At 64.2% G+C, this 26437-nt stretch carries 23 protein-coding genes; 16 read left to right on the forward strand and 7 right to left on the reverse strand.

The window, feature by feature from the left end; all coding sequences use genetic code 11:
* Nucleotides 1–120: 120 nt before the first annotated feature.
* The 12 genes from ACZ9GA_RS08400 (at nt 121) to ACZ9GA_RS08455 (ending at nt 9589) form a co-directional block, all read left to right on the forward strand.
* Nucleotides 121–771 carry an HD domain-containing protein gene (locus ACZ9GA_RS08400; RefSeq protein WP_457363125.1) on the forward strand — a complete coding sequence of 217 codons (651 nt, stop codon included), beginning with the start codon at nt 121–123 and terminating at the stop codon, nt 769–771.
* A 396-nt stretch (nt 772–1167) separates the two neighbouring features.
* Nucleotides 1168–1434: a hypothetical protein gene (locus ACZ9GA_RS08405; protein WP_457363124.1), complete on the forward strand. Its 267-nt coding sequence runs from the start codon at nt 1168–1170 to the stop codon at nt 1432–1434.
* Between the two features lie 98 nt (nt 1435–1532).
* The gene (locus tag ACZ9GA_RS08410; protein ID WP_457363123.1) at nt 1533–1685 is read left to right on the forward strand and encodes a hypothetical protein; all 153 of its coding nucleotides are present in this window, start codon (nt 1533–1535) and stop codon (nt 1683–1685) included.
* Nucleotides 1686–1806: 121 nt separating this feature from the next.
* Nucleotides 1807–2235, forward strand: coding sequence for a nuclear transport factor 2 family protein (locus tag ACZ9GA_RS08415; protein WP_457363122.1), 429 nt, complete (start codon nt 1807–1809; stop codon nt 2233–2235).
* 225 nt (nt 2236–2460) lie between these two features.
* Nucleotides 2461–3669 carry a SpoIIE family protein phosphatase gene (locus ACZ9GA_RS08420; protein ID WP_457363772.1) on the forward strand — a complete coding sequence of 403 codons (1209 nt, stop codon included), beginning with the start codon at nt 2461–2463 and terminating at the stop codon, nt 3667–3669.
* A gap of 8 nt (nt 3670–3677) precedes the next feature.
* Complete coding sequence (locus tag ACZ9GA_RS08425) at nt 3678–4244, forward strand: SiaB family protein kinase (RefSeq protein ID WP_457363121.1); 567 nt, start codon at nt 3678–3680, stop codon at nt 4242–4244.
* Nucleotides 4245–4263: 19 nt separating this feature from the next.
* Nucleotides 4264–4650 carry a DUF1987 domain-containing protein gene (locus ACZ9GA_RS08430; RefSeq protein ID WP_457363120.1) on the forward strand — a complete coding sequence of 129 codons (387 nt, stop codon included), beginning with the start codon at nt 4264–4266 and terminating at the stop codon, nt 4648–4650.
* A gap of 14 nt (nt 4651–4664) precedes the next feature.
* On the forward strand, nt 4665–5390 hold the full coding sequence (locus ACZ9GA_RS08435; protein WP_457363119.1) for a GGDEF domain-containing protein: 726 nt from the start codon (nt 4665–4667) through the stop codon (nt 5388–5390).
* Between the two features lie 252 nt (nt 5391–5642).
* Nucleotides 5643–6224, forward strand: a complete 582-nt coding sequence (locus tag ACZ9GA_RS08440; RefSeq protein WP_457363118.1) for a DUF3237 family protein — start codon at nt 5643–5645, stop codon at nt 6222–6224.
* 251 nt (nt 6225–6475) lie between these two features.
* Nucleotides 6476–6898, forward strand: a complete 423-nt coding sequence (locus ACZ9GA_RS08445) for a PA0061/PA0062 family lipoprotein (RefSeq protein ID WP_457363117.1) — start codon at nt 6476–6478, stop codon at nt 6896–6898.
* 320 nt (nt 6899–7218) lie between these two features.
* A complete protein-coding gene (locus tag ACZ9GA_RS08450) occupies nt 7219–8316 on the forward strand; it encodes a carboxynorspermidine decarboxylase (protein WP_457363116.1) in 1098 nt (365 codons plus the stop codon).
* A 28-nt stretch (nt 8317–8344) separates the two neighbouring features.
* The gene (locus ACZ9GA_RS08455) at nt 8345–9589 is read left to right on the forward strand and encodes a saccharopine dehydrogenase family protein (protein WP_457363115.1); all 1245 of its coding nucleotides are present in this window, start codon (nt 8345–8347) and stop codon (nt 9587–9589) included.
* A 500-nt stretch (nt 9590–10089) separates the two neighbouring features.
* Here the strand turns inward: ACZ9GA_RS08455 and ACZ9GA_RS08460 are convergent, their stop codons facing one another.
* From ACZ9GA_RS08460 to ACZ9GA_RS08480, 5 genes are read right to left on the reverse strand one after another with little or no spacing between them, the layout of a single operon-like run.
* Nucleotides 10090–11127: an HlyD family secretion protein gene (locus tag ACZ9GA_RS08460; protein ID WP_457363114.1), complete on the reverse strand. Its 1038-nt coding sequence runs from the start codon at nt 11125–11127 to the stop codon at nt 10090–10092.
* Nucleotides 11124–13001, reverse strand: a complete 1878-nt coding sequence (locus ACZ9GA_RS08465) for a TolC family protein (RefSeq protein ID WP_457363113.1) — start codon at nt 12999–13001, stop codon at nt 11124–11126. The genes ACZ9GA_RS08460 and ACZ9GA_RS08465 overlap by 4 nt, the downstream gene beginning before the upstream one ends.
* Nucleotides 13002–13193: a hypothetical protein gene (locus ACZ9GA_RS08470; RefSeq protein WP_457363112.1), complete on the reverse strand. Its 192-nt coding sequence runs from the start codon at nt 13191–13193 to the stop codon at nt 13002–13004.
* A gap of 14 nt (nt 13194–13207) precedes the next feature.
* Nucleotides 13208–14536, reverse strand: coding sequence for a glycosyltransferase family 2 protein (locus ACZ9GA_RS08475; RefSeq protein ID WP_457363111.1), 1329 nt, complete (start codon nt 14534–14536; stop codon nt 13208–13210).
* Nucleotides 14536–15903 carry a TackOD1 domain-containing metal-binding protein gene (locus ACZ9GA_RS08480; RefSeq protein WP_476226452.1) on the reverse strand — a complete coding sequence of 456 codons (1368 nt, stop codon included), beginning with the start codon at nt 15901–15903 and terminating at the stop codon, nt 14536–14538. Before ACZ9GA_RS08480 ends, ACZ9GA_RS08475 begins: the two co-directional genes overlap by 1 nt.
* Nucleotides 15904–16479: 576 nt before the next feature.
* Here ACZ9GA_RS08480 and ACZ9GA_RS08485 point away from each other — a divergent pair.
* Nucleotides 16480–17682 (forward strand): DUF2252 domain-containing protein, encoded by a 1203-nt coding sequence (locus ACZ9GA_RS08485; RefSeq protein ID WP_457363108.1) that lies wholly within the window; start codon nt 16480–16482, stop codon nt 17680–17682.
* 200 nt (nt 17683–17882) lie between these two features.
* On the opposite strand, the gene ACZ9GA_RS08490 is transcribed toward ACZ9GA_RS08485, so the two are convergent.
* Entirely contained in the window at nt 17883–19076 is a 1194-nt protein-coding gene (locus tag ACZ9GA_RS08490; RefSeq protein ID WP_457363107.1) for an MFS transporter, read from the reverse strand.
* 109 nt (nt 19077–19185) lie between these two features.
* Between ACZ9GA_RS08490 and ACZ9GA_RS08495 the strand changes: the two genes are divergently transcribed.
* On the forward strand, nt 19186–20109 hold the full coding sequence (locus ACZ9GA_RS08495; RefSeq protein WP_457363106.1) for a LysR family transcriptional regulator: 924 nt from the start codon (nt 19186–19188) through the stop codon (nt 20107–20109).
* A gap of 301 nt (nt 20110–20410) precedes the next feature.
* On the opposite strand, the gene ACZ9GA_RS08500 is transcribed toward ACZ9GA_RS08495, so the two are convergent.
* Nucleotides 20411–21295: a LysR substrate-binding domain-containing protein gene (locus ACZ9GA_RS08500; protein ID WP_457363105.1), complete on the reverse strand. Its 885-nt coding sequence runs from the start codon at nt 21293–21295 to the stop codon at nt 20411–20413.
* 142 nt (nt 21296–21437) lie between these two features.
* On the opposite strand from ACZ9GA_RS08500, the gene ydiJ reads away from it, so the two are divergent.
* Nucleotides 21438–24455, forward strand: coding sequence for a D-2-hydroxyglutarate dehydrogenase YdiJ (ydiJ, locus tag ACZ9GA_RS08505; protein ID WP_476226453.1), 3018 nt, complete (start codon nt 21438–21440; stop codon nt 24453–24455).
* A gap of 467 nt (nt 24456–24922) precedes the next feature.
* Nucleotides 24923–26332 (forward strand): amino acid permease, encoded by a 1410-nt coding sequence (locus ACZ9GA_RS08510; protein ID WP_457363104.1) that lies wholly within the window; start codon nt 24923–24925, stop codon nt 26330–26332.
* The last annotated feature ends 105 nt before the right edge of the window (nt 26333–26437 follow it).

The raw sequence follows: 26437 nt of genomic DNA on the forward strand, positions 1-26437 counted from the left end.
CGCCGGGGTATCCCTGACGCACCGCGTTCGCCCGACGCAGCCTTCGGCAGCTGCTACAGGGTTGTGTATTGAGGCAGATATCCATGATGCTGCCAGGCACTCCCCACCCGAGCCGCACTCATGCCTACCTCACCATTCGCCCCCTACCAAACCTTGGCCACCGACCTGCTGGCCTTGCTGCCCGACCACACCACCGACGGCTCCCACGACCTCTCGCACATCCACCGTGTATGGACCAACGTGCGGCGCATCCAGCAGCACGAAGGCGGCGACCTGGAGGTGTTGCTGGCCGCGACCCTGCTGCACGATTGCGTGGCGGTCGAAAAGGACTCGCCCTTGCGCGCGCAGGCCTCAACCCTGTCTGCCGAAAAAGCCGCCTCGATCCTGACCCAGAGGGGCTGGACCCCAGACCGCGTAGCAGTCGTCGCCCACGCCGTGAAAACCCACAGCTTCTCGGCCGGTTTCGAGCCCCAGACCCTGGAAGCGAAAATCCTCCAGGACAGTGATCGTCTGGATGCCATCGGTATGGTGGGTGTGGCGCGCTGCTTCTATGTGTCGGGGCGGATGGGCTCGGCGCTGTATGACTTCACCAATCCAACGGCGGCCGGGCGCGGCTATGAGGACACGCAGTTCGCCATCGAGCATTTTCATACCAAGCTGCTGAACCTGGCATCCGGCTTCCAGACGGGTGAGGGTGCGCGGTTGGCGGCGGTGCGGCATGCGCGGTTGGCGTCGTTTCTGGCGGATTTCATGGATGAGATTGGTGGGTAGCGAGCGAATGGGGGGGATTGAAATTGTCTAGGAAATTTCCTAGGAGAGTTCGTACAAGATCTGCAATAATCGTCCTACGGCGGTGAAGGTGTGATTAAATGTTTCCATTTTCGTTGTTCGTATTTCGTGCTTGCACCTGATTTTCAACCGGTATAGCCTCCGTCCGCCGCTGCCCATTCAGCGGTCGGGTTTAGTCGCTCGTTGTGAAGTCAGGCGCGTTAAGCGTCCTCCTGAAGCGTTGCCGGTCGCTCTGACTGGAACCTTTCATGGTGATCGTACGTGGGGCGCTTCGGCGCACCGGGTGCTGACTTCTCGGTCGACTAACCCGCGTACGGTTGCCTCCATTCGTTTAGTCGCGGGCGGAGGTAGTCTCACCATCCAAGTCAGGAGCAGTACATGACCCATTCGCTCACCACTCACCACCCCTTCGGCCCCTGCGAAGGTGACCTGCCCATCCTCGCTATACGAGGCGGCATGCCGTTGCAAGAGGCACTGACCCAAGCCTGCGAATACCTGAAAAGCGCCAGCGCTGGCGCCGCCGAGTTGGTGGAAAACAGCCCGCCGCACCTGCGTGCGCTGGCACGCAATGTGGAACACGTGAGCGAAATTGCACGTGCGCTGGTCGAGGCCTCGGTAGCCGGATTGGCCGCGGACGCCGCGTAGCCGCTGCCGCCAGGCTGCGCTGGCCCGAAGTCCCACTGAAAATCTCCAGTGCACGGGCGGGCCAGCGCAGCCTACGGCAGCGGCTACAGGGGGATGCAATGCGTAGCGTCAATTCGAATCTGGCCAGGCTGCGGCGTGCCAAGGTGCTGAGGCACAGTATCCGGGAGCGTGCGGAGGACCGCTATTTCGTCCGCCTGATCATTGAACGCCAGGGCGAGCGCCCGATCCCAGTGGACATCAGCACCTTGTAGCCGCTGCCGCCAGGCTGCGCTGGCCCTAAGCCCCACTGAAACTCTGCAGTGCACACACGGGCCAGCGCAGCCTGGCGGCAGCGGCTACAGTTGCTCGACCACAATCATAAAAGGGACCACCATGAACCCACCCACGCTTCAGCCCAATGCCGCCAACACCCTGCGCCACTGGCACCAGATGGTCGCCAACGGCGACCTTTCGGCACTCCCCGAACTGCTGGCCCCCGACGTTATCTTCCGTTCACCCATGGCCCACACGCCCTATCCCGGCGCACCCGTGGTGGCAATGATCCTCACCACCGTGCTCAAGGTGTTCGAAGACTTCCACTACCACCGCGAACTGGCCACGGCCGATGGCTTGAACGTGGTGCTGGAGTTCAGTGCCAAGGTAGGCGAGCGCGAGTTGAAGGGCATCGACATGATCCGCTTCGATGAGCAGGGCAGGATCGTGGAGTTCGAGGTGATGGTGCGGCCGTTAAGCGGATTGCAGGCGCTGGGGGCGGAGATGGCGAGTCGGTTGGCGCCGTATCTGGCCAAGGTGCGCACGTAGCTCCAACTGTGCTTGTGGGACCGGGCGAAGCTCGGGAAGGCGTCAGCAGGTTTACCGCGTTGTTAGCTTCCCGAGCTTCGCCCGGTCCCACAGGAGATGATCATTAATCTCGGCTCTAAATGTTGAACGAACGTACGTGTAATATCACTTTAACATTGTCCCGCTAGCATCGCGCCTTCATCCAGGGCCGGCCAGCACAGCATGCACGCAGAAACCTTCCCCTTCATGCGCCCCGCGCTTCCCCGCGATCACCGCTGTGCCGGCGATCTGTGCAAGCCCGTGCCGGCCATCGAATCCAGCGCCACTAACGTGCTGGTGATGGAGATCTTCACGTCACAAAAGGAAATGGCCTGCCTGGCAGTGGTGGAAGGCAAGCGACCGATCGGTCTGATCAACCGCAACATCTTCCTCTCGCAAATGAGCCGCCCGTTCCATCGCGAGCTGTACGACAAGAAAAGCTGCATCGCCTTCATGGACAAGGAGCCGCTGATTGTCGATGCGCAGATGAGCATCGAGGCCCTGACCTTCAAGACCGTGGAGTACGGTGAAAAGGCGCTGTCCGACGGCTTTATCGTGACCCGCGACGGCGAGTTCGCAGGCCTGGGCAACGGCCTGCAGTTGATGGGCGTGGTCGCCGCCATGCAGGCGGAAAAGAACCGGCAGATGATGCAGAGCATCGAGTACGCCAGTGTTATCCAACGCGCCATGTTGCGTGCCTCCCGCGAGGCGCTGAAGTCGATCCTCGATGACGCCGCTTTGCTGTGGGAGCCGCGCGATGTGGTGGGCGGCGATTTCTATCATTTTTGTGCCTACGACGATGGCTGGTTCGGCGCCATTGCCGACTGCACCGGGCATGGCGTGCCGGGCGCATTCATGACGCTGATTGCTTCCTCGTCGCTGACCCAGGCCCTGGCCCAGTACGGGCCCCGTGACCCTGCGCGGCTGCTGTCGGCGGTCAATCGTAGCGTCAAGGAGTTGCTGGGCCAGGTGGAAGGCGTGGACGAAACGCCCGAGTCCGACGACGGCCTGGACGCTGCCTTTTTCTGGTACGACAACGCCCGCCAAGTGCTGGAGTTTGCTGGCGCGCGGCTGTCGCTGTCGGTGCTCACCCCTGGCGCCGAGCAGGTCCAGACCTTCGCCGGCCAGCGCATGGGCGTGGGCTACGTGGCCAGCGAGTTGGACCATCAATGGGCCAACACCGCGGTGCCCATGGCGCCCGGCAGCCTGATGTTCATCGCCACCGACGGCCTGACGGATCAGATCGGCGGCGCCAAAAACATTGCGTTTGGCAAGCGCAAGGCCTTCGACACGCTGCTGGCGCACCGCCAGGCGTCGGCGACGGAGATCTGCCACGCGTTGCAAGTGTGCCTGGCCACCTGGCAAGGCACGCAAGTGCGTCGCGATGACCTCACCTTATTCTGCGCCCGCCTTTAGGATCGAGAATGGCTAACCCACACACGGCTCATGACTGCAGTTTTTTTGACCTGGCCCAACAGCGCAATGTGATTTTCTATCACATGGGCTACTTCTCCCACAGCATCATCACCACCATGGCCGAGGTGATGAAGGTGCAGCTGGAAGTGGCGGGCGTCAGCGGCCCCACGCGGCGCAAGCTGTTTTCCTCGTTCGTGGAGCTGTCGCAGAACATCATCCACTATTCCTCCGACTGCCTGCGCACGCCGGTGGCCGACGATGCCTCGGTGCGCCAGGGCGCGGTGAGCATCAGCGCCGATGGCGAGCGTTACCTGATGCATTGCGCCAACCCCATCGCCACCCAGGATGTAGAGCGCCTGCGCGAAAAGCTGGTGCTGCTGTGCAAGATGAGCGTCGATGAAATCAAGCAGGCCTACAAGGTAGTCCTGCGCGCCGAAACCCCCGAGGACAGCAAGGGCGCCGGGCTGGGCTTTCTGACCATGGCGCGCGATGCCAGCGCGCCGCTGGAGTTCAGCTTCCATCCGCGGACGGATGAACCGGGCACTTCGCTGTTCTGCCTCAAAGCCACGATCTGAGTAGAGTGACACACTGAAAATGGATAATTTCTACGTTGCAGCCAGCGCCACTTCCCCGGAAGTCGACTTCCGCTTCGATCAGCGTCTGCTGACCCTCAAGGGCGAGTCCTACCCGGAGAACGCGGCCGCTTTCTACGCCCCCATCGTCCAGCAACTGCGCAGCTACCTGGACACCTGCAGTGGCGAAACCCTGACCGCCAACATCGCCCTGGCGTACTTCAACAGCTCCAGCACCAAGATGCTGTTCAGCATTTTCGATGCCCTGGACCAGGCCGCGCAGGCGGGCAACGAAGTCATCGTCAACTGGTACCACGATGAAGAGGACGAGACCATTTTTGAATTTGGCGAAGAGCTGAAAGCGGACTTCACCGCCATCCAGTTCAACGACCAGCCCGTGGCCAGTTGATGAGGAGTAGCGTGATGCCGGTTGCACTGAGCGAGGAGGTTCCCGACCTGTTCAAGGGTGAATTCGATGCCTTGGGCCATGCGCGCAGCATCCTCGCGCTGCCACAGGCGGACGCCCAGTTGTACCGGCAGTCGCTGACCGACATGGCCTTGCACTTCGAGCGGCTGATCCGCGAGACACGGCGCCTGATCGGCCGCAGCGACCGCGCCGAGCGCGAGATGAATACGCTCAATGCGCAGTTGCAGATACTGGCCCGGCAGTTGGAGCATCGCGCTACCCACGATGCCCTGACCGGCGTGCTCAACCGCGGGGCGATCATCGAGCAGACCAGCAACACCTTGCTCAAGGTGGGGGTGGCGATGATCGTGTTGGACATCGACCATTTCAAGAAGGTCAACGACGAGTTCGGCCACCCGGCGGGCGATGCGGTGATCCAGGGCATCGTCGGTTGCCTGCGGCAGATCGTGGGTGAGCGTGGGCTTATCGGCCGGGTAGGCGGCGAGGAGTTTACCGTGCTGCTGCCCGGCGGCGACCTGGCCGACGGCCTGGGCGCCGCCGAAGCCATGCGCGCGGCCATTGCCGAGCACGTGTTCATGCTGCCGGTGAATCGCCCGGTCACCGCCAGCTTCGGCGTCAGCGCCCACCCGGCGGGCACTGGATTCGACGAGGCCTACGGCAGTGCGGATGCGGCGCTGTACCGTGCCAAGCGTGGCGGCCGCAACCGCGTGGAATCCCCCTAACCCCGTAGCCGCTGCCGAAGGCTGCGCTGGCCGGTGTGACCCCGGTAGATTTTCAGTGGGGCACAGGGCCAGCGCAGCCTGCGGCAACGGCTACGGCGCTCACTGTAGCCGCTGCCGCCAGGCTGCGCTGGCCAGTGCGTACCCTGCAGATTTCCAGTTGGGGGCGGGCAATATGCTGTTGCACAATGCTCAGGGCGAGGGTGAGTGTAGTCTCGGTAAGCTGGGTCTTTGACTTTCAAGGACTCAACGATCATGAAGATCTCCCTGTTGGCCGCACTCGGTCTGATGCTGACAACCGCCTGTGCCACCGCTGTCGAACTCAAGGAAACCATCCCCAATCGAATGACCAGCGAGTTGGTGATGCAACTGCACCTTCACCTCACACCGGACAAGTACTCGGGCGCCATGGGCTACGTACCTGATGGCCCACGTCTGAACGGTTCGAGGGTGAGCGGAACCTTCGTGGGCAAAGGAATCAAGGGCATCGTCCAGGGCGGTGAAGGCGACGTGTTGCCTGCATACCCTATGGGCAGCCATTTAGGGATAGCGACCGTTTACCATTTGAAGACTGACGATGGTAAATCCATCGAGATGAGCAACGTCGGTGTGATGCGCTACGAGGACACCGGGCCGTTTCTGCCCTCAGGCAAAGCTGCCGTCAACACGCTCCTGGAGGATGGCGCCTACGTTCGCACGTATACGAATTTCGGGGAACCGCCCGCTGCCTACGCGTGGTTGGGACACTCCGTTTTCGTGAGTGCCGTCGATGGTGACCTCAGCGGTACCGACGAACGCGATATCGTGATCAGCGTATACCGTATGGGCGGCCTGTAGCCGCACACCCCGTAGCCGCTGCCGCCAGGCTGCGCTGGCCGGTGTGACCCCGGCAGATTTTCAGTGGGGCACAGGGCCAGCGCAGCCTGCGGCAGCGGCTACAGGGACGGTGGTTTCGGGATTCTTAGCACTGGCCTGAAATTCGTTTCATGGGGATTCATTGGGCAGGGCAGGGTGGCGGCGGCAAGATTGCCCCATCGCAGGCAACCCGCCCTGCACCGCTCTATCTAACCCCTTTGGGAGGATCCCCCATGAACCTGAAAGCACTGACGCTGATCCCTGTACTGGGCCTGACCGCCTTGCTCTCGGCCTGTGCCGGCACGATGCCAAAGCCCGATCCGCACGACGCCTGGGTGGGCCTGAAGGAAGAGGCGCGCGACAACATGCTGGCCGAGAAACTGGATGGCCACCCGCTCAAGGATGGCCGCTACTTCCAGGTGTCGCCCGGCAAGCACAGCCTGCAGGTGGTGGTGTACGCCGCCAGCAGTGTCTACGTGGACGACAAGACCTGCCATGGCACCTTGACCTACGCGCATTTCAAACCTGAAGAGCACTATGAACTGCAGGAGACCAGCAGCGGCATGAACCTGGCGCTGAACCTGGGCGTGGACCTGGTGAACGACCGCGGCAGGACGGTGGCGCATACCCAGCAGTTCGATTGCGCGGGTGGCTGACCTGCAGCGATCTCTGTAGCAGCATCTGTCCTTGTGGGAGCGGGTTCTACCCGCGAAAAACACACCGCGGTATGCCAGGAAGTCCGCGTTACCTTCTTCGCGGGTAGAACCCGCTCCCACAGAGACAGGTGCTGCTCACCGGTAGCGTGATTTTCAGGTTTTGTGTTGTCCCCCCGTCCGAATCCCCCGCTTTTTCGCCTCCCTGCGCTCAATGTGAAACATTGACGCAGCAAAATGCGCAATCTGCCCTTTCCCCCTGTCCTAAGAGAAGGCACAATTCGCGTCCATTTTTTTGGCTGGCCTTGCCGCAGGGTTCCGACATGATCCAGACCCCGTATTACCTCATCGATAAAACCAAGCTTCTGGCCAACATGCAGAAGATCGCCTACGTGCGCGAACACTCTGGCGCCAAGGCTCTGCTGGCACTCAAGTGCTTCGCCACCTGGTCGGTGTTCGACCTGATGCAGCAGTACATGGACGGCACCACGTCCTCGTCGCTGTACGAGCTCAAGCTGGGCCGTCAGAAGTTTGCAGGCGAAACCCATGCCTACAGCGTGGCTTGGGCTGATGACGAAATCGGCGAGATGCTGGAGAACTGCGACAAGATCATCTTCAACTCCATCGGCCAGCTGCAGCGCTTCGCCCAAGCCAGCGAAGGCAAGGTCCGTGGCCTGCGCGTCAACCCGCAAGTGAGCAGCAGCGACTACTTGCTGGCCGACCCGGCGCGCCCGTTCAGCCGTCTGGGCGAATGGGACCCGGTGAAGGTGGAAGGCGTGATCGATCAGATCACCGGCTTCATGTTCCACAACAACTGCGAGAACGGCGACTTCGGCCTGTTCGACCAGATGCTGAACACCATCGAAGAACGCTTCGGCCACCTGCTGCACAAGGTGGAGTGGGTGAGCCTGGGCGGCGGTATCCATTTCACCGGCGAAGGCTATGCTTTGGATGAGTTCTGCGCACGCCTGAAGGCGTTCTCGCAGAAGTACGGCGTGCAGGTGTACCTGGAGCCGGGCGAAGCAGCCATTACCCAGAGCGCGTCGCTGGAAGTGACCGTGCTGGACACCCTGTACAACGGCAAGCACCTGGCCGTGGTCGACAGCTCCATCGAAGCGCACATGCTCGACCTGCTGATCTACCGCCTGAACGCCAAGCTTGCGCCAAGCGCCGGCGAGCACACCTACATGGTCTGCGGCAAGTCGTGCCTGGCGGGTGACATTTTCGGCGAATATCAATTCGACCGTCCTTTGGCCATTGGCGACCGCCTGTCGTTTGTCGACGCGGCCGGCTACACCATGGTCAAGAAAAACTGGTTCAACGGCCTGAAAATGCCGTCCATCGTAGTGAAACAACTCGACGGTACCGTCGAGGTGGTTCGTGAATTTGGTTTTGACGATTACCTGTCCAGCCTTTCCTAAGCTGGCGGATTGAGGAGAAGTAAACAAATTGAAGAAGAACGTTCTTATCATTGGTGCAGGAGGTGTCGCCAAGGTGGTGGCCCACAAGTGCGCGCAGCACAACGACGAACTCGGTCGTATTGCCATCGCGTCGCGTAACATCTCCAAATGCCAGGCCATCATCGACAGCGTCAAGGCCAAGGGCAGCCTCAAACAGCCCGCCGACATCAAGGCTTTCGCGCTCAACGCGCTGGATGTCGAAGCGACCAAGGCGCTGATCCGCGAGACTGAATCGCAGATCGTCATCAACGTCGGCTCCGCGTTCCTGAACATGTCGGTGCTGCGTGCCTGCATCGATACCGGTGTTGCGTACCTGGACACCGCGATTCACGAAGAACCGGGCAAAATCTGCGAGACGCCGCCCTGGTACGGCAACTACGAGTGGAAACACCTCGAGGAATGCCAGCAGAAGAACATTACCGCCATCCTGGGCGTGGGTTTCGACCCGGGCGTTGTGAACGCCTATGCCGCGCTGGCGAAACAACAGCATTTCGACCGCATTGATTCGATCGACATTCTCGACGTCAATGCCGGGTCACACGGCAAATACTTTGCCACCAACTTCGACCCGGAAATCAATTTCCGTGAGTTCACCGGGCAGGTGTGGAGCTGGCAGAACAGCCAGTGGACCAGCAACACCATGTTCGAAGTCAAGCGCACCGACGACTTGCCGGTAGTGGGTTCGCAGAACCTGTACCTCACCGGTCACGACGAAGTGCACTCGATCTCCAAGAACCTCGACGTGCCTAACGTGCGGTTCTGGATGAGCTTCGGCGAGCACTACATCAACGTGTTCACCGTGCTGAAAAACCTGGGCCTGCTGTCCGAGCAGCCGGTGAAAACCGCTGAAGGCCTGGAAGTGATCCCGCTTAAAGTGGTCAAGGCCGTGCTGCCGGATCCATCGTCGCTGGCACCGGGTTACACCGGCAAGACCTGCATCGGCGACCTGGTCAAGGGCACCAGGGATGGCCAGCCCCACGAGCTGTTCATCTACAACGTGGCCGACCATGAAGAAGCCTACGCCGAGACCGATAGCCAGGGCATCTCCTACACCGCCGGCGTGCCACCGGTGGCGGCAGCCTTGCTGGTTGCCCGTGGCGAGTGGGACGTGCAGCGCATGGCCAACGTCGAGGAGCTGCCAGCCGAGCCGTTCCTCAAGGCGCTGGACGTGATGGGCCTGCCGACCCGCATCAAGGATGAGAAGGGCGACCGCCCTTGGGATCAGTTGGCCTGATTGCCCTGATGTAACACCTGCCTCACCCGCACGACCGTAGCCGCTGCCGTAGGCTGCGCTGGCCCCAAGCCTCACTGGAGATTTGCAGTGTACTCGGGGCCCAGCGCAGCCTGCGGCAGCGGCTACGTTGTTTGCGGTGTTGTCTTTGTGGGACCGGGCGAAGCTCGGGAAGAGGCCGCCAAAGGCTATCGTCGAGCCACTGCCAGCCGAGCCGTTCCTCAAGGCGCTGGACGCGAAGGGCGACCGCCCTTGGGATCAGCTGGCCTGATTCCCCTGATGTAACACCTGCTTCACCCGCACCACCGTAGCCGCTGCCGCAGGCTGCGCTGGCCCCAAGCCTCACTGAAGATTTGCAGTGTACTCGGGGCCCAGCGCAGCCTGCGGCAGCGGCTACGTTGTTTGCGGTGTTGTCTTTGTGGGACCGGGCGAAGCTCGGGAAGAGGCCGCCAAAGGCTATCGAGTCGTTCGCTTCCCGAGCTTCGCCCGGTCCCACATCCCACTTACAACGTCACCCCCAACACCTTGAAATGCTGATGCGGGAACCGTACCTGCACCGGCAACGAATCAATCCGCCATTCACTGGCCAACGGCTGATCAAACCGCGCCGGCACCATCAACCCCCGCGTCGGGCTGCTGAACGGCTTGCGCAGGTCGCTGGGCAGCGGATTCGCACTTTCCGCGGGGTTGATCACCACTGCACCCACCCACTGCCCATTGGGCAGCTTCACGTCCAGCGGCGAGCCGGGGGTGGAGTGCTCCACGTCCTTGGGGTCCAGGTACACCCACAACTGCGCAGGGCCTTCGCGTTCCAGGCGCATCAGCAGGGTGCCGGGGCCGACGTTTTCGCCTGGTGCGGTGATCACCTCCGCCACACGTCCGCTTTCGCCGGCCTTGATGTCCATCTGCGCCAACTGGCCACTCAACCACTGACGTTCGCGTTGTTGCTGCTGGTCATAGCGCTGGCTCTCGGTGGTCACGCCGCCGCTCAGGCTGCGCTCGAAGGTCAGCAGTTCCGCCCGGCGGCTGTCCAGCGCGTTCTGTGCATCGATCAACTCACCTTGAGTGGCGGCCCCTTGCTGCACCAGGTGGCGGGTGTCATTGACCCGCGCCTGGGCGCGGTTGACCAGGCTTTGCAGCACGGCGCGATTGCGGCTGCCCAGGTCGGCCACTGCGGCGGGGGCGGGCGCGCCGTCACCTTGCAACAGGCTCAGGCGCAGGCGCCATTCGGGGTTGTCCAGGTCCACCAGGGGGCTGCCGGCCTGCACGTGATCGCCGGGCTGCACGCGGATGTCGCGTACCTGGCCAGGCTGCATCGCACGTACGTCCAGCGTGGGCAGACGCACCAGCGCCGGGGCCTCGATGCGCAGCAGGTCCAGGCCATAGCGGCCTACCAGCCACAAGGCCGGCAGCAGGATCAGAAACAGGATCAGGTACCAGCGCAGGCGGAACGCCAGGCGTTTGCCCGGCGCGTACAGCACCTGCATGCCGTTGTCCTGGGTGGGGTGTTTTTCCTTGGGGCTGTTGAAACGTACTTTCATCGGGTTCTCGGGAAGTCAGTCCAGGATTGCCAGTCGATGCCGGTCAGGCCCGCCGGTTGCAAGGTGGTGCGCCAGGCCTCGGCCTGGGTGCGCAGTTGGTCGGCGCTGGCGCCTGTCCAGCTCAGGCTGGCGGGCTGGTCGGCCTCCACGCTCTGGGCCAGGCGAAAGTGCAGGGCCGGCCACTGGCGGGCGATGGCCAGTGCCTGGGTGCTGCTGGCCTGGGGGTTGCGGGTGAAGATCATCAGGCTGACCTGACCGATGCCCATGCCTGGCAGTTGGCACGGTACGCAGTGATGGCCAGGCGTTTGCGCCGCGAACCAGCGCGGGTGGCTGGAGATGTTCAGCGGCCAGGGGCTGGCTTGCCGGGCGGCGGCCAGGGTAGCCAGCCAGTCGGTCAGGCGCTGGTCGGGCACCGGCCAGCCCAGTTGTTCCACCTCAAGGTCCAGGTGCAGGCCGTCGAAGGGTAGGGCGCGCAGTTGCTCGATCAAGCTGATCAGGCCAGGGCGCCCGGCGGGGGTGATCCAGGCTGGATCGCCCAGCAGCAGGTTCACCTGCAAGCCCTGCGCGTGGGCGTTGTGCAGCAGGTCGGCGAGGGCAGCTTGGGTGTGCGCAGGTTCAGCCAGTTGCGCGCGGTCCAGGCCCAGATCGATCTGGGTGATACCGGCGCGCTGCAGCTCGCGCAGTTGCGCGGCCTGTCGGGCCGGATCGAGCAAATCGGCGCTGTGCCAGACGTAAGTGCCCAAGCGCCAGTCGGAGGCCGAGGCCTGGCCCTGCCACTGCAACACGCCCTGGCCCAGCAGCGCCTGGAACGCCGGGCTCTCATCACCGAACAACCGCAACGCGGCATCCTGCAACCACGCCGCGTGCCAGGCAGCAATCTGCGCGAAGCCTGCGTTGTAATGATCAACCTCGGCCTGCAACAGATGCAGGCTGGCTTCACCGGCGTCCAGGCGCGTGCGCTGGCGGCGCTCGGCGATGATCTGGTCGACCGCCTTGCGCCGTTCGCTGCGCCAGGCGTATTCGTCGGTGCTGCGGCGTTGCTGCTGGAGTACCTTGCCCAGCTCGCGCAACAGCGCGCCGCGCTCGCTTTCCTGAGCCTGCACGGCCGCCTGATAGCGGGCCTCGCCCTCGCGACCTCGGGCTGAACCGTAGTCCATCAGGTCCACCGGTGCGGAGAACGTCACGCCCACGCTCAGGCCATTGCCGTTGTCGTCGGCACCGCTGCGCTGCTCCACGCTCTGGGTCACGCTGAAGTACGACTCGATGGCGCTGTACCAGGGGCGCTGGCGGGTCTGCTCGGCGCTGGCAAGGTCGGCGTTGCGGCGCGCCATGCGTGGGTTGTTTTCCAACTGCGCCTGCCAGGCGCCCAGCGGCTGCGGGTGGCTGGCCAGGGCGCTGGCCACCGGCGTGTCGCCCGGCTGTACCTGCACGCCCAGGCTTTGCAGGCTGGCACGCACGTCTTCCAGCAAATCGGCCTGGCTGTCGCAACGGCGAGTCACTGCGGTCCATTCGCTGTGCATCAACTGCGCGTCGGAGGGCAGTATCCAGTGGCCGTCCAGGCGCTGGCGCACCTGTTGTTCGGCGTCGCGGGCGGCCTCTTGCACGCCTTGGCACAGTTGGCTTTCCTGGGTGGCGCGCCACCAGTCGGCGTAGGCGCTGCGCACGGCCAGGCGCTGGCGAGCGCGTTGGTAGCCCTGTTCGATTTCACCCAGGCGCGCGTCGTGCTCGCTGGTCTGCACCGCGTCCATGCGTCGACGCAGGCTGCCCAGCAGTGGGTAGCGCAGGCCGATGGCCAGGTCGCGGCCGTAGTAGTTGTCGGTGAGGTCCTGGGTCACCAGTTCGTGGTAGTGGCCGACATTGGCGTTGCCGAACATCTACCAGCCGGCTTCGCTGTCGCGCTGGTCACGGGCAGCGTAGCGCGCTTGCAATTGCGCATTGGCAGCGGACACGCCGCTGCCGTCACCGGCCTGGCGCAGGGCATCGTCTAGAGTCAGCGTGCTGGCCTTGGCCAACAGCGGGGCGCACAGCAGCAGGGGTAATAAGGTTGAAGCGGTTTTCGACATCATGGATCGACAAAGCCTTAGAACCGATTGGCCCGTTTGAGTACCCACCATGGCGCCATGCTCGATTCCTCGTGCCCGCGCCGCAGGGTTTCGTTGAGAATGGCCACCACGCTCCAGCAGCGCAGGGCGTACATGGCCAGGGGGTAGAAGGGCAGCACCAGGATCAGCGCCAGGTCCTGGCGCGGGCGCTCGGTGACCATCAGCATCAGCCCCAGGTACAGCAGGCTGCTCATGGCCAGGTACAGCGCGTAGATCAGCAGCGAATAGAACACGAACGCCGTGAACGGCAGGATGATCACCGCCACCAGGCTGTAGCCCAGGATGATGAAGGGCAGCACCAGCTGGAAGAACAGCCCGCTGAGCATCAGCATCAGGAAGTTCGGCCAGCCCAGCAGCCGTGGCGTGAACGCGTGGCGGTGCTTGCGCAGGTAGACGAAGAACAGGTCGCCGTCCCAGCGCAGGCGCTGGTCGAGAAAGCTGCGCAGGGTGGCCGGGGCATCGGTGTGGCCAATGCCTTGGGGCTCGAAGGGGATGCGCAGGCGGTAGCGGCGGAAGTAGCTTTTGATGCGCATGGTCAGGTCCAGGTCTTCGGCGGTGTGGGTGTCCCAGCCGCCGATCTGCTGCAGAAAGCTGCGGCGGAAGGCGCCGAAGGCACCGGACACGTTGTTGACCAGGTTCCACTCGGCCAGGCCGATCTTGCACATGTGGATCGACAGCAGGTACTCCAGCGCCTGAATGCGCGCGATCCATGATTGCCGGGCGTTGCGCACCCGCAGGCTGCCGGCCACGGCGGGCACCTTGGGGTCGACAAAGTGGCGCACCATGCGCACCACCATGTCGTTGTCGAACGAGGTGTCGCCGTCGACGTTGATCAGGATCTCGCCGGTGCTGAAGGCCAGCCCCGTGTTCAACGACGACACCCGCCCACCGCGCTGCCATTTGGCGATGGGCCGCAGCACGCGGTTGGCCGGCAGGCGCTGCTGGGCCTTAAAGCGCCGCACCACCTCGGTGGTTACCGCGTTGGCGCTGGCGCCGTCGACGATGGGGATGATCTCGATCACGCCGGGGTAGGTCTGTTCGGCCAGGCTGCGCAGGGTCAGCTCGACGTCCTTGCCCTCGCTGTAGCAGGTGATGATGCACGACACCCGCGGGCACCAGGCGCTGTGCACCGGGATGGCCGTACGCTGGCGGATGAACCAGCGCAGGGTGCCCAGCAGCACCAGGATGTTGAGCGGCACTTCCAGCAGCAGGAAGTACGGGAACACCATCAGGAACAATCGCCAGTGGCCCTCGGGGCCGTAGATCTCCCCCAGCCAGGCGTCGAAGTGCGCGAGCAGCACGTCCATTACAGCGCTCCCGCCAGCCTGGCCATCAGCAGTTCGGCGTCTTCTTTCTCGATCAGGTCGGCGGGGGCGACGCAGCCGCTGGTGGTCAGCGTGATGTCCTGCAGGTCCTGGCCCACGAACAGCTCGCTGATCTGGTTGAGGCGCTCGGTCACCGTTTGCAGGCCGGGGGCGTCGGTGTACATCAGCAGCAGCCACAGGTGTTCTTCGCTGGTGCGGGTGCAGCGGTCGGTGTCGCGGATGGCCACCTGGATGCGCTCGATCAGCGTGTCCAACAGTGCATGGCCGCGCTGCGGGCCCAGGCGATCCAGGGTCACGCCCAGGTTGCGGAAGCGCAGGCCCAGCAGCGCGAAGGTGGGCGCGCTGTGCCGGGCGATCAGCTCCAGTTGCCAGTCCAGCAGGGTTTTGAAGGTGTTGACGCCGACCATGGCCAGGCCGCCGAAATAGCTGTCGGTGTCGCGCTCAAGGCCCTGGCGGGCGGTCAGCAGGCCGGTCTCCGACAGTTGATAATCGCGGATCTCGCGCACCTGCAATTCGTCCGGCGTGTGGTGCTGGCCGCAGTCCAGGCAGCGCGCCTGCACGTCGGCGTCGACGAAGAAGGCGTTGCAGGCATTGCAGCTGTAGTTCTCCAGCGGCCGGTCGTAGTCGGTGCCGATATGGCGCAGGCGCGTCAGGCAGTTGGGGCACAGCAGCACGCCGTCCTTGAGGTACTCGGCCTGGGCGCCGATGTGGCCGCAGGTGAAGCAGTGCAGCGAGGGCTGGCGCACGATGTCCAGGTCAGTGCATTCCACGCACACGTCCACGTAATTGAGCTGGCCGCTGCCGCACTGCCGGCACAGGCGCACGCGGTCCACCAGTACCGTGCTGTCGAGCAGATTGCGCTGGGCCAGGCCCTGCACCAGGGCGTGGCCGTTGAGGCTTTCATCGCCCAGGGCTTCCACCAGCGGGTAGCTGTAGTGGCTGGGCGAGCGCGGGGCGCGCACGGCTTTCAGCAGGCCGGGCGCCCTTAGCCAAAGATAAGCCAGCACCTGCGCTTGTGGCCCTTCGGGCGCGCGGCCGCGGTTGAACACTGCCAGGCGTGCCTGCCATTGCTGCCAGGCCTGTTGCGGGTTGGTCGGCGGTGGCCCGTCGGACAGCGCCAAAGCCATGGGCTCGGTGTCGCGGCAATAGATCAGCGCCAGTTGATAGGCCGGGTGGCGGCGCAGGGTGTGCAGCCAGGCCAGGTTCTCGGCGGGGCTGGCGTTGAGGATCAGCACGTCGAAGGGCGGCTGTTGCAGCAGGGCTGATACGTGGGTAAAGCGCGTGGTAGAGCGGGGCGGTGCGTCGAGGGCAGGGGTTAGCTCAGCGATGCGGACAGTCAACTCGGTCATCGGTTCTTCCAATCGGGATCCGAGGGGTCCGACAGACGGTGTGTCGCGAAAGTTCTACGAGCAAACACTTTTGTACAAGTATTTGTGCAACCCGACACGATCAAAAGCCATACACCCAAGGCTAAAACCTCGGTCGAACAGGCCATGGCACGTTGCAACAAACTGTGGGACCGAGCGAAGCTCGGGAAGCGCCGCGCGGGCGGCGCACGGTCCCAAGGGCGCCGAATCACCCAAGCCCTGCACCCGTAGCCGCTGCCGCCAGGCTGCGCTGGCCGGTGTGAGCCCTGGAGATCTTGAGTGAGGCAGAGGGCGAGCGCAGCCTGGCGGCAGCGGCTACGGGGCCGTGGTGAATTCAGGAGGTGCATGTCTTGGGGCCTTGTGGCGCTCTTGAGACCGTGCGCCGCCCGCGCGGCGCTTCCCGAGCTTCGCTCGGTCCCACATCTGTTTCGGGCCAGTTATGTCTGGGGTATTGCCTGGTCCGCCTTGTTTTTTCGGCGGGGGATTGGCGTTGAAATGATTTGAAACATCTGGAGATCTCCAGCGGTCCATTGGGTATTCCCCGCCATAGAATTCCCCATGAAAACACCCCGCCCCAACGCACGCTTGGCCCCCCTCACCGAACTGCGCAACCTGAAAATGGCCCGTTCCGCCCACGCCTATGTGCGCGGCAGCACGGTGCAGTTCTACCAATGGCTGCACAGCCAACCCGGCAGGCGCCTGCCCAGCGGCCCGCCGGTGTGGATCTGCGGCGACTGCCATGCCGGCAACCTGGGCCCCACGGGCGACCTCAAGGGCAAGATCGACATCCACATCCGCGACCTGGATCAGACCGTCATCGGCAACCCGGCCCACGACCTGGTGCGCCTGGCGCTGTCACTGGCCACTGCCGCGCGCGGCTCGGACTTGCCGGGCGTGGCCACGGCGAAGATGCTGGAAGAAATGATGCGCGGCTACGAGCTGGCCTTCGAGACCAACGTCGACGAAGACCCGCCACGCCCGGCGCAGGTCAAGGCCGGCATGCGCAGCGCGGTGCAGCGCACCTGGAAGCACTTGGCCCAGGAGCGCATCGAGGACACGCGGCCCACCATTCCCCAAGGCAAGCACTTCTGGTCGCTGGCAAAAGAGGAGCGTACGGCGATCAAGAAATTGTGCGCCAGCGATGACATCCACAGCCTGGTGACGTCGCTCAAAGGGCGTTCGCGCGAAGACCGTGTCGAGTTGCTGGACTGCGCCTATTGGGTGAAAGGCTGCAGCTCGCTGGGGCTGCACCGCTATGCGGCGCTGCTGGGCGTGGGTGACGATGACGATCAGGAGTTCTGCCTGCTCGACATCAAACAGGCCGTGGGCGCAGCGGCGCCACGGGCGGCGCGGGCGTCCATGCCGCGCGATAATGGTCAGCGCGTGGTGGAGGGTGCGCGGCACCTGTCGCCGGGTTTGGGCAATCGCATGCTGGCTACGCGCATGCTTGGCAATGGCTTCTTTGTGCGCGAGTTGCTGCCCCAGGACATGAAGCTGGAACTGGACCAGCTGACCCAGACCGAAGCCATGCGCGCGGCTGCTTACCTTGCGCGGGTGGTGGGCCAGGCCCACGCGCGGCAGATGGACCTGAGCACCCGCGCTGGCTGGATCAAGGATTTGCAGCTCAACCGCTCGCGCACCCTGGATGCGCCGTCGTGGCTGTGGTCCAGCGTGGTGCAGCTGGTGGCCAGCCATGAGATGGGCTACCTGGAGCATTGTCGGAGCTACGCGCTGGAAGAGGCCAAGCGCTCTGCGCTGTAGCCGCTGCCGCCAGGCTGCGCTGGCCCTCAGCCACGCTGAAGATTTTCAGTGCACCGAGGGGCCAGCGCAGCCTGCGGCAGCGGCTACAGAGGCGCGCGTGTCTCGCGATCGCGTGGTCTGCATCGCGGCCAAGGCCGGCTCCTACCACGGACGGCGTAGGAGCCGGCCTTGGCCGCGATGCAGACGACACGGTGTCAACTTCAGGCAGGCACTGCCTGCAGGTCGCGACGGCTGCGAATCATCAGCACTGCCACCACCAGCGCTGCCGCCGCGATCAGCGTGGCCATCAGGCCCAGCCTGTCCAGCCCCAGGTGGCGAATGCCCAGCCCGCCGACAATTGCCCCAAGGCCAATCCCGGCGTTGGCCGCCGAGATGTTCAGCGACGCTGCCAGCGCCTGGGCCTTGGCGCCGGCCTGCATCACCCGCACCTGGCACACCGGGAACAGCGCGGTGTAGCCAATGCCCCAGGCGATCAGCGCCACCACCAGCCACAGGTGATTGTGCGCAGCCGGCACCACGGCCAGCATGCCTGCGCCCATCACGATCAGGAACAGCACCATGGCGCCCAGCGGCTTGCGGTCCACCAGCAGGCCGCCCAGGTGGTTGCCCAGCATGCCCACGGCGCCGAAGCCCATCAGCCACCAGCCCACCTGGCTGGCCGGCACGTCGGCCAGGCGTTCGAGGATGTCGGCCAGATAGGTGTACGAGGTGAACATGGCGGTGAAGGTCAGCACCGACAGCAGCACATGGGCCAGGAAGCGTGGCTGGCGCAGGATGGCGGTCTGTTTTTCATCACCGCTCGCCTTGGGCGAGGTGGGCAGGGTCGGCATGGCCAGGTGCATCAGCGCGGCGATGACCAGGGCAATGGCCGCCAGCACCCAGAAGGTGCCGCGCCAGCCCAGGGTGTCGGCAGCCACGGTGCCCAGCGGCACGCCGAACACCAGCGCCGCCGAGATACCCATGTACACCTTCGACACCGCCTTGCCGGCCTGGCCCGGACCTGCCAGTTGCCCGGCGGTTTCACTGGCCGTGCCCCAGAACACCGGCAGGCCCAGGGCCGGAATGAAGCGCGCCAGGGCCATGATCCAGATATTGCTGGCCACGGCGGCCAGCACGTTGGAGGCGGCGAACACCAACAGGATCACGGTGAACAGGCGCTTGCGCTCCACGTGCGCCAGGCGCGCGGTCAGCAGCGGGCCGAACAGCATCACGGTGAAGGCGAACAGCGTGACCAGTTGCCCGGCCAGGTCGATGGAAATGTCCAGGTCGCGGGCCAGCGCGGGCAGCAGCCCGACGATCAGGAATTCGGTGGTGACAATGATAAAGGCCGCCACGGTCATGATCAGGATTTGCAGGCCTGAGCGATTGACGGGGGACACGGGTGGGGGCTGCATCAAACTTAACTCCAATGAGGTTTTGCCGTAGCCTATTGGAGAATTGGCTGATGATCTTGGTCATTATCGACCAAGTATCTTGAACTGAATTCAACAGTAGGGTGGCGCAATGTTTTCCTCGGAACGGCTCAAGGGCATCGATGTGTTCGTCAGCGTGGCGGACCTGGGCAGCTTCACGGCAGCGTCCGAGCGGCTGAACCTGAGCGTTTCGGCCGTCAGCAAAGGCATTGCCCGCCTGGAGAGCCGCCTCGGCGCGCGCCTGTTCAACCGCACCACTCGGCGCCTGGCGCTGACGGATGCCGGGCAGACGTTTTACCGCACCTGTACGGCGGTGCTCAGCGACCTGGAGCAGGTGGAACTGGCGCTGACCGCCGAGCAGGCCGAGCCCTACGGCCGCCTGCGCATTGACCTGCCGGCCAGTTACGGGCGCCTGCACGTATTGCCGCTGGTGCTGGAGTTCGTCAAACAGCACCCGCGGTTATTACCCCACGTGTCATTTACCGACCGTTTTGTCGACCCCGTGCAGGACGGCATCGACATCGTTGTGCGCATCGGCGGCCCGGATGCCTGGCCGGCGGCGCTGGGGCATCGGTACATCGGGGCGCAGCGGATGATCTTCTGCGCGGCGCCCGAATACCTGGCCGGCCACGGCGTGCCGCAGACGGTGGATGATCTGGAACACCATCAATGCGTGGGCTACGGGCAAACCGATGGGCTGGTGGGCCCTTGGTACTTTAAAGGCAAGCAGGCCGGCGACATGGAACGGCGCATCATGCACCCGCGCATTGCCGTGGGCGATGGGGAAGGGGAGGTAATGGCGGTGCTGGCGGGGCTGGGGATTGCGCAGTTGCCGACGTGGCTGGTGCAACGGCATTTGGACAGCGGGGCGATGGTGGAGGTGTTGCCGCAGTTGGCGACGGATGGGTTGCCGATGAATCTGGTGTGGTTGAAGAGTCGTGAGGGGTTGCCGAAGGTGAGGGGGTTGTTGGATTACCTTACCACCCGCTTGAGTCCTGGTGGGGTATGTCGTTGATGGGGGTGTCTGGTGTGCACGGCTTGGGTTTTGCGGGGGCCATCAGATCGCGCGCCGCCCGCGCGGCGCTTCCCGGGCAGAGCCCGGTCCTACATTTGTTTCAGGCCAATTTTGTCTGTGGCATCACCTATCCCGCCTTGTTTTTTCACTAAAGATTTATGGTGGTGCGAGCAAGGCGGAACAGGCGATCTGACAGACAATGGCACGTTGCAACAAATGTAGGACCGGGCTCTGCCCGGGAAGCGCCGCGCGGGCGGCGCGCGATCTGATGAACGCCACAAAACCCAAGACAAGCGCCCCATCACGCCTTGGCCAACAACCACTCCCGAAACGCCTGCAACGCCGGCAACGCCCCATTCCTCGGCGGATAAACCAGGTAATACCCCCGCGCACTGGCATACGGCAGCACCGGGCTGACCAACTCACCACTGGCCAATTCATCAGTAATCAACACCCGCGGCACCAGGCCGATGCCGATGTCCGCCCGCACCGCCTGAATCAAGTGCGAGGTCAGCTCGAAACTCGGCCCCAGGCGCATGCTCTGGTGCGCCTGCCCATGGTGGCTGAACCACTCCCCCCAGGCATTGGGGTTGTTGACCACGCTGAGCAGCACCTGCTGGCTGATTGCCGCCGGCGTCCACTCGGTGCGAGTGGCCGCCAGGGTCGGGGACAGCACCACCATCAACTCCTCGGCATACAACCGGTGGCAGACCAACCCCGGCTGGTCCCCCGTGGCCACGACAATGGCAGCGTCGATGCCGCTGGTGGCGAAATCCACGTGCTCGATCCGCGAGTTGATGTGCACCAGGATGTCCGGGTGCTGGCGGTAGAAATCATGCAACCGCGGCAGCAGCCATTTCGAGCCGAAGGTGGGCAGGGTGGCCAGGCGCAGGCTGCCCGCGCCGGCCTGGTGGGCCATGGCGTGCAGGGTGGCGCTGCGCACGCGGCCCAGGGCTTCGCTGATTTCGCGGTGATACAGGCGGCCAACGTCGGTGAGCTTGACCGCACGCCCTTCACGACGGAACAGCGCCACGCCCAGTTGCTGCTCCAGTGCCTGCACCTGTCGGGTCACCGCGCTCTGGGTCAGGGCCAGTTCTTCGGCGGCGCGGGTATAGCTTTCGTGGCGGGCGGCCGCTTCGAAGGCCAGCAGCACCGACATGGACGGGGTGAGGTTGCGGTAATTCATTCGTAAAAGTCATTAATGCGTGCGTGAATATCGGTTTGTGCCGGGCTATGCGGTCCGGGATCATTGCATCATCCACTACCTGGCGCGTGATGCCCAGTGTCGTACCCATGATTATCCTGACATAAAGACGAGGCCATCCCCGATGATCGCCCAAGTGACCGGCACCGCCCCGGCCAACCTGTACCCGGAATTCCTCGAAGCCCTGCGCGCCAGCGGTTTCAAAGGCCAGACCAGCACCGACTACGCCACCCGTACCGTGCTGGCCACCGACAACTCGATCTACCAGCGCCTGCCCCAAGCGGCCGTGTTCCCGGCTGACGCCGACGACGTGGCGCGCATTGCCGCGCTGATGGCCGAACCGCGCTTCCAGGCGGTCAAGCTCACCCCACGCGGCGGCGGCACTGGCACCAACGGCCAGTCGCTGACCGACGGCATCGTCGTCGACCTGTCGCGGCACATGAACCGCATCCTCGAAATCAACGTCGAGGAGCGCTGGGTGCGCGTGCAGGCCGGCGTGGTCAAGGACCAGCTCAACGTGGCGCTCAAGCCCCACGGGCTGTTCTTCGCCCCCGAGCTGTCCACCTCCAACCGCGCCACCGTGGGCGGCATGATCAACACCGACGCCAGCGGCCAGGGCAGTTGCACCTACGGCAAAACCCGTGACCACGTGCTGGAGCTGCACAGCGTGTTGCTGGGCGGCCAGCGCCTGCACACCCACCCGCTCACCGACGATGAACTGGAGCAGGCCTGCGCCGCCCCCGGCCGTGCCGGTGAGGTGTACCGCGCCGCGCGTACCATCCAGGAAACCCAGGGCGAGCTGATCGAGCGTACCTTCCCGCCGCTCAACCGCTGCCTGACCGGCTACGACCTGGCCCACCTGCGCGACGAGCAGGGCCGCTTCAACCTCAGCAGCGTGCTGTGCGGCGCCGAGGGCTCGCTGGGTTACTTGGTGGAAGCCAAGCTCAACGTGTTGCCCATCCCCACTTATCAGGTGGTGGTCAACGTACGCTACGCCAGCTTCATGGACGCCCTGCGCGACGCCAATGCGCTGCTCAAGCACACGCCGATTTCCATCGAGACGGTGGATTCCAAGGTGCTGTTGCTGGCCATGAGGGACATTATCTGGCACGCCGTGGCCGAGTACTTCCCGGCCGACCCGGACCGCCCGACCCTGGGCATCAACCTGGTGGAATTCGCCGGTGATGACCCCGCCGAGGTCAACGCCCGCGTGGCGGCCTTCGTCGAACACTTGCAGGCCGACACCAGCATCGAACGCCTGGGCCATACCCTGGCCGAAGGCGCCGCCGCGGTGAACCGCGTGTACACCATGCGCAAGCGTTCGGTGGGCCTGCTGGGCAACGTCGACGGCGAGGCTCGCCCGCAGCCGTTCGTGGAAGACACCGCGGTGCCGCCGGAAAAACTGGCCGACTACATCGCCGACTTCCGCGCTTTGCTGGACAGTCACGGCCTGGCCTATGGCATGTTCGGCCATGTCGACGCCGGCGTGCTGCACGTGCGGCCCATCCTCGACATGAAGGACCCGGCCCAGGCGGCGCTGGTCAAACCGATCTCCGATGCGGTGGCGGCGCTGACCCAGAGCTACGGCGGCCTGTTGTGGGGCGAGCACGGCAAGGGCCTGCGTTCGGAATACGTGCCGGCCTACTTCGGCGAACTGTACCCGTCGCTGCAACAACTCAAGGGCGCGTTCGACCCGCACAACCAGCTCAACCCCGGCAAGATCTGCACCCCGCCGGACAGCGCCGAAGGCCTGACCAAAGTTGACGAAGCGCCGCTGCGCGGTGATTTCGATCGCCAGATTGACGAGCGCGTGTGGCAAGACTTCGGCACCGCAATGCACTGCAACGGCAACGGCGCCTGCTACAACTTCGACCCCGATGACGCCATGTGCCCGTCGTGGAAAGCCACCCGCGAGCGTCAGCATTCTCCCAAGGGCCGTGCCTCGCTGATGCGTGAATGGCTGCGCCTGCAGGGCGCTGCGGACATCGACGTGCTGGCGGCGGCGCGCAACCAGGTGTCGTGGCTCAAGGGCCTGCCAGGGCGGTTGCGCAACAACCTGGCCCGGCGTCGCGGCCAGGCGGACTTCTCCCACGAGGTGTACGACGCCATGGCCGGTTGCCTGGCGTGCAAATCGTGCGCGGGGCAGTGCCCGGTGAAGGTCAGCGTGCCGGAGTTCCGTTCGCGCTTCCTGGAGCTGTACCACGGCCGCTACCAGCGTCCGCTGCGTGACTACCTGATCGGTTCGCTGGAATTCACCCTGCCATACCTGGCCCACGCGCCAGGGCTGTACAACGCGGTGATGGGTTCGGCGCTGATCGGCCGGCTGCTCAAGGGCCAGGCCGGCATGGTCGACAGCCCGCTGATCAGCCGTTACAACCTGCAGGCCACGCTGACCCGCTGCAACGTGCGCGTGGCCACCTTGCCGGCCCTGGCCGAGCTGACCCCGGCCCGGCGCGAGCGCAGCGTGGTGCTGGTGCAGGACGCCTTCACCCGCTACTTCGAAACGCCGCTGCTGGCCTCGTTCATCGAGCTGGCGCATCGCCTGGGCTACCGCGTGTTCCTGGCGCCGTACAGCGCCAACGGCAAGCCGCTGCACGTGCAGGGCTTCCTCGGTGCCTTCGCCAAGGCCGCCATCCGGAACGCCCGCCAGCTCAAGGCCCTGGCCGACTGCGGCGTGCCGCTGGTAGGCCTGGACCCGGCCATGACCCTGGTGTACCGCCAGGAATACCTGAAGGTGCCGGGCCTGGGCGAATGCCCGACCGTGGCCTTGCCTCAGGAGTGGCTGATGACCGCGCTGCCGGAGCATAAAGGCAAGCAGGGTGGCAGCTTCCGCCTGATGGCTCACTGCACCGAGAAGACCAACGTGCCGGCCAGCACCCGCCAGTGGGAGCAGGTGTTCGAGCGCCTAGGCCTCAAGCTTGCCACCGAGGCCACCGGCTGCTGCGGCATGTCCGGTACTTACGGGCATGAGGCGCGCAACCAGGACACCTCGCGGACCATCTTCGAGCAATCGTGGGCGGGCAAGCTGGACAAGCAGGGCGAGGCGCTGGCGACCGGTTATTCGTGCCGCAGCCAGGTCAAGCGCATGGCTGATCGCACCTTGCGTCACCCGCTGGAGGTGGTGTTGCAGCAGTTGCTCTGACCACTTCTATGTAATCTTCACTGGCCTCTCGCGAGCAAGCTTTGCTCCCACAGTGGTGTGCCATCCGCCGTGGCAGGCTTAACACCGTGGGAGCAAAGCTTGCTCGCGATGGGATCGACGCAGCGTCCAAGTGGTGCCGCGTCGCCCGCATCACTATCTGCCTTTCATTCCGCAATGGAATCACTACCTTCTAAATCGTCGTTTGTGGCCAACGCACAACTGTCACACCATTGACCCACGTCAACGCCGCACCGCCCGCGTGTCGTCACACAACAATAAAACCCTCATTACCTTTGTGCTGCCGCCCAAACTCAATGAAAAGGAAGACGCATGGCCCTCCATTATTCCCCCACCGTGACCCGCTCTCGCACCTGACCCGATAACAGGTTTTCTCCACTCTTTCTTGCCCTGCGCACATGGCCGATGGCTGGGCCGTGGCCGGGTGAAACGCGATCCAGGGGTACATCATGAATTCACCTCACAACAATGCGCCGCGTGCGCTCAAGCACGGGCTGACTTCGCGTCAGGTCTCGATGATTTCCATCGCCGGCATCATCGGCGCTGGGCTGTTCATCGGCTCTTCCAACGCCATTGCCACCGCCGGCCCCGCCATTCTGATTTCCTACGGCATCGCCGGCCTGCTGGTGTTGCTGGTGATGCGCATGCTGGGGGAGATGGCCATCGCCAACCCCGACAGCGGTTCGTTTTCCACCTACGCCAGCAAGGCCATCGCGCCCTGGGCCGGGTTCACCATCGGCTGGCTGTACTGGTGGTTCTGGGTGCTGATCATTCCGGTGGAGGCCATCGCCGGCGCCGACATTCTGCATGCGTGGATGCCGGCCGTGCCGTCCTGGGCGTTCGCGTTCCTGATCATGCTGACCCTGTCGTTCACCAACCTGATCAGCGTGAAAAACTACGGCGAATTCGAGTACTGGTTCGCGCTGGTCAAGGTCATCGCCATCCTCGGCTTCATCGTGGTCTGCACCCTGGGCGTCACCGGTTACTGGCCGCTGGCCGAGGTGTCGGGCGTCGGCCATCTGCTGGATAACGGCGGCTTCATGCCCCATGGTTTCGGCGCGGTACTGGGTGGCGTGCTGGTGACCATCTTCTCGTTCTTCGGCGCCGAGATCGTCACCATCGCCGCCGACGAAACGGCCAACCCCAAGGACAAGATTCGCCGGGCGACCAACCTGGTGGTGTACCGCATCGCCATTTTCTATCTGTTCTCGATCTTCTTTATCGTCTCGCTGGTGGCCTGGAATGACCCACGCCTGTTGCAGGTGGGTTCATTCCAGCGCGCCCTGGAAATTCTCAACGTGCCCGGCGCCAAACTGATGGTGGACATCGTGGTACTGGTGGCCGTGACCAGCTGCATGAACTCGGGCCTCTACACCGCCTCGCGCATGCTGTATTCGCTGGGTGTGCGCGACGATGCCCACCCACAGGTGCGGCGCGTGTCGGGCAATGGCGTGCCGACCGTGGCGGTGTTGTGTTCAACCCTGGCAGGCTTTGTCGGCTGCTTCGTCAACTATGCCTTCCCCGGCACGGTGTTCAACTTCCTGCTGTCCACCACCGGCGCCATCGCCTTGCTGGTGTACCTGGTGATTGCCGTGTCGCAGCTGCGCATGCGCAAGATCACCGAGCGCGAAGGGCAGGTGCTGGCGTTCAAGATGTGGCTGTACCCATGGCTGACCTGGTTCGTGATCGCGTTGATCAGCCTGGTGCTGGGCTACATGCTGATCAGCCCGGCGTACCGCTATGAAACGCTGATGACCGCAGGCGTGGCCGGGGCGATGCTGCTGATCGGTCTCTCACGTCGCAAAGCCCCGATCACCGTAGCCGCTGCCGAAGGCTGCGCTGGCCCTGTGCCTCGCTGACAATTCCCAGGGTTCATACGGGCCAGCGCAGCCTGGCGGCAGCGGCTACGGGGCGGGTGTGAGCCGGGATTAAAGGATTATGTATCTGCGTCGATACAGAGGTGT

The organism is Pseudomonas sp. TE3644 (assembly GCF_056278815.1).

Bases quoted from the DNA above. Each gene is read 5' to 3' on its own strand.
- ACZ9GA_RS08400 (WP_457363125.1), top strand. From the start codon at position 121: ATGCCTACCTCACCATTCGCCCCCTACCAAACCTTGGCCACCGACCTG.
- ACZ9GA_RS08405 (WP_457363124.1), top strand. From the start codon at position 1,168: ATGACCCATTCGCTCACCACTCACCACCCCTTCGGCCCCTGCGAAGGT.
- ACZ9GA_RS08410 (WP_457363123.1), top strand. From the start codon at position 1,533: ATGCGTAGCGTCAATTCGAATCTGGCCAGGCTGCGGCGTGCCAAGGTG.
- ACZ9GA_RS08415 (WP_457363122.1), top strand. From the start codon at position 1,807: ATGAACCCACCCACGCTTCAGCCCAATGCCGCCAACACCCTGCGCCAC.
- ACZ9GA_RS08420 (WP_457363772.1), top strand. From the start codon at position 2,461: ATGCGCCCCGCGCTTCCCCGCGATCACCGCTGTGCCGGCGATCTGTGC.
- ACZ9GA_RS08425 (WP_457363121.1), top strand. From the start codon at position 3,678: ATGGCTAACCCACACACGGCTCATGACTGCAGTTTTTTTGACCTGGCC.
- ACZ9GA_RS08430 (WP_457363120.1), top strand. From the start codon at position 4,264: ATGGATAATTTCTACGTTGCAGCCAGCGCCACTTCCCCGGAAGTCGAC.
- ACZ9GA_RS08435 (WP_457363119.1), top strand. From the start codon at position 4,665: ATGCCGGTTGCACTGAGCGAGGAGGTTCCCGACCTGTTCAAGGGTGAA.
- ACZ9GA_RS08440 (WP_457363118.1), top strand. From the start codon at position 5,643: ATGAAGATCTCCCTGTTGGCCGCACTCGGTCTGATGCTGACAACCGCC.
- ACZ9GA_RS08445 (WP_457363117.1), top strand. From the start codon at position 6,476: ATGAACCTGAAAGCACTGACGCTGATCCCTGTACTGGGCCTGACCGCC.
- ACZ9GA_RS08450 (WP_457363116.1), top strand. From the start codon at position 7,219: ATGATCCAGACCCCGTATTACCTCATCGATAAAACCAAGCTTCTGGCC.
- ACZ9GA_RS08460 (WP_457363114.1), bottom strand. From the start codon at position 11,127: ATGAAAGTACGTTTCAACAGCCCCAAGGAAAAACACCCCACCCAGGAC.
- ACZ9GA_RS08465 (WP_457363113.1), bottom strand. From the start codon at position 13,001: ATGTTCGGCAACGCCAATGTCGGCCACTACCACGAACTGGTGACCCAG.
- ACZ9GA_RS08470 (WP_457363112.1), bottom strand. From the start codon at position 13,193: ATGATGTCGAAAACCGCTTCAACCTTATTACCCCTGCTGCTGTGCGCC.
- ACZ9GA_RS08475 (WP_457363111.1), bottom strand. From the start codon at position 14,536: ATGGACGTGCTGCTCGCGCACTTCGACGCCTGGCTGGGGGAGATCTAC.
- ACZ9GA_RS08480 (WP_476226452.1), bottom strand. From the start codon at position 15,903: ATGACCGAGTTGACTGTCCGCATCGCTGAGCTAACCCCTGCCCTCGAC.
- ACZ9GA_RS08485 (WP_457363108.1), top strand. From the start codon at position 16,480: ATGAAAACACCCCGCCCCAACGCACGCTTGGCCCCCCTCACCGAACTG.
- ACZ9GA_RS08490 (WP_457363107.1), bottom strand. From the start codon at position 19,076: ATGCAGCCCCCACCCGTGTCCCCCGTCAATCGCTCAGGCCTGCAAATC.
- ACZ9GA_RS08495 (WP_457363106.1), top strand. From the start codon at position 19,186: ATGTTTTCCTCGGAACGGCTCAAGGGCATCGATGTGTTCGTCAGCGTG.
- ACZ9GA_RS08500 (WP_457363105.1), bottom strand. From the start codon at position 21,295: ATGAATTACCGCAACCTCACCCCGTCCATGTCGGTGCTGCTGGCCTTC.
- ydiJ (WP_476226453.1), top strand. From the start codon at position 21,438: ATGATCGCCCAAGTGACCGGCACCGCCCCGGCCAACCTGTACCCGGAA.
- ACZ9GA_RS08510 (WP_457363104.1), top strand. From the start codon at position 24,923: ATGAATTCACCTCACAACAATGCGCCGCGTGCGCTCAAGCACGGGCTG.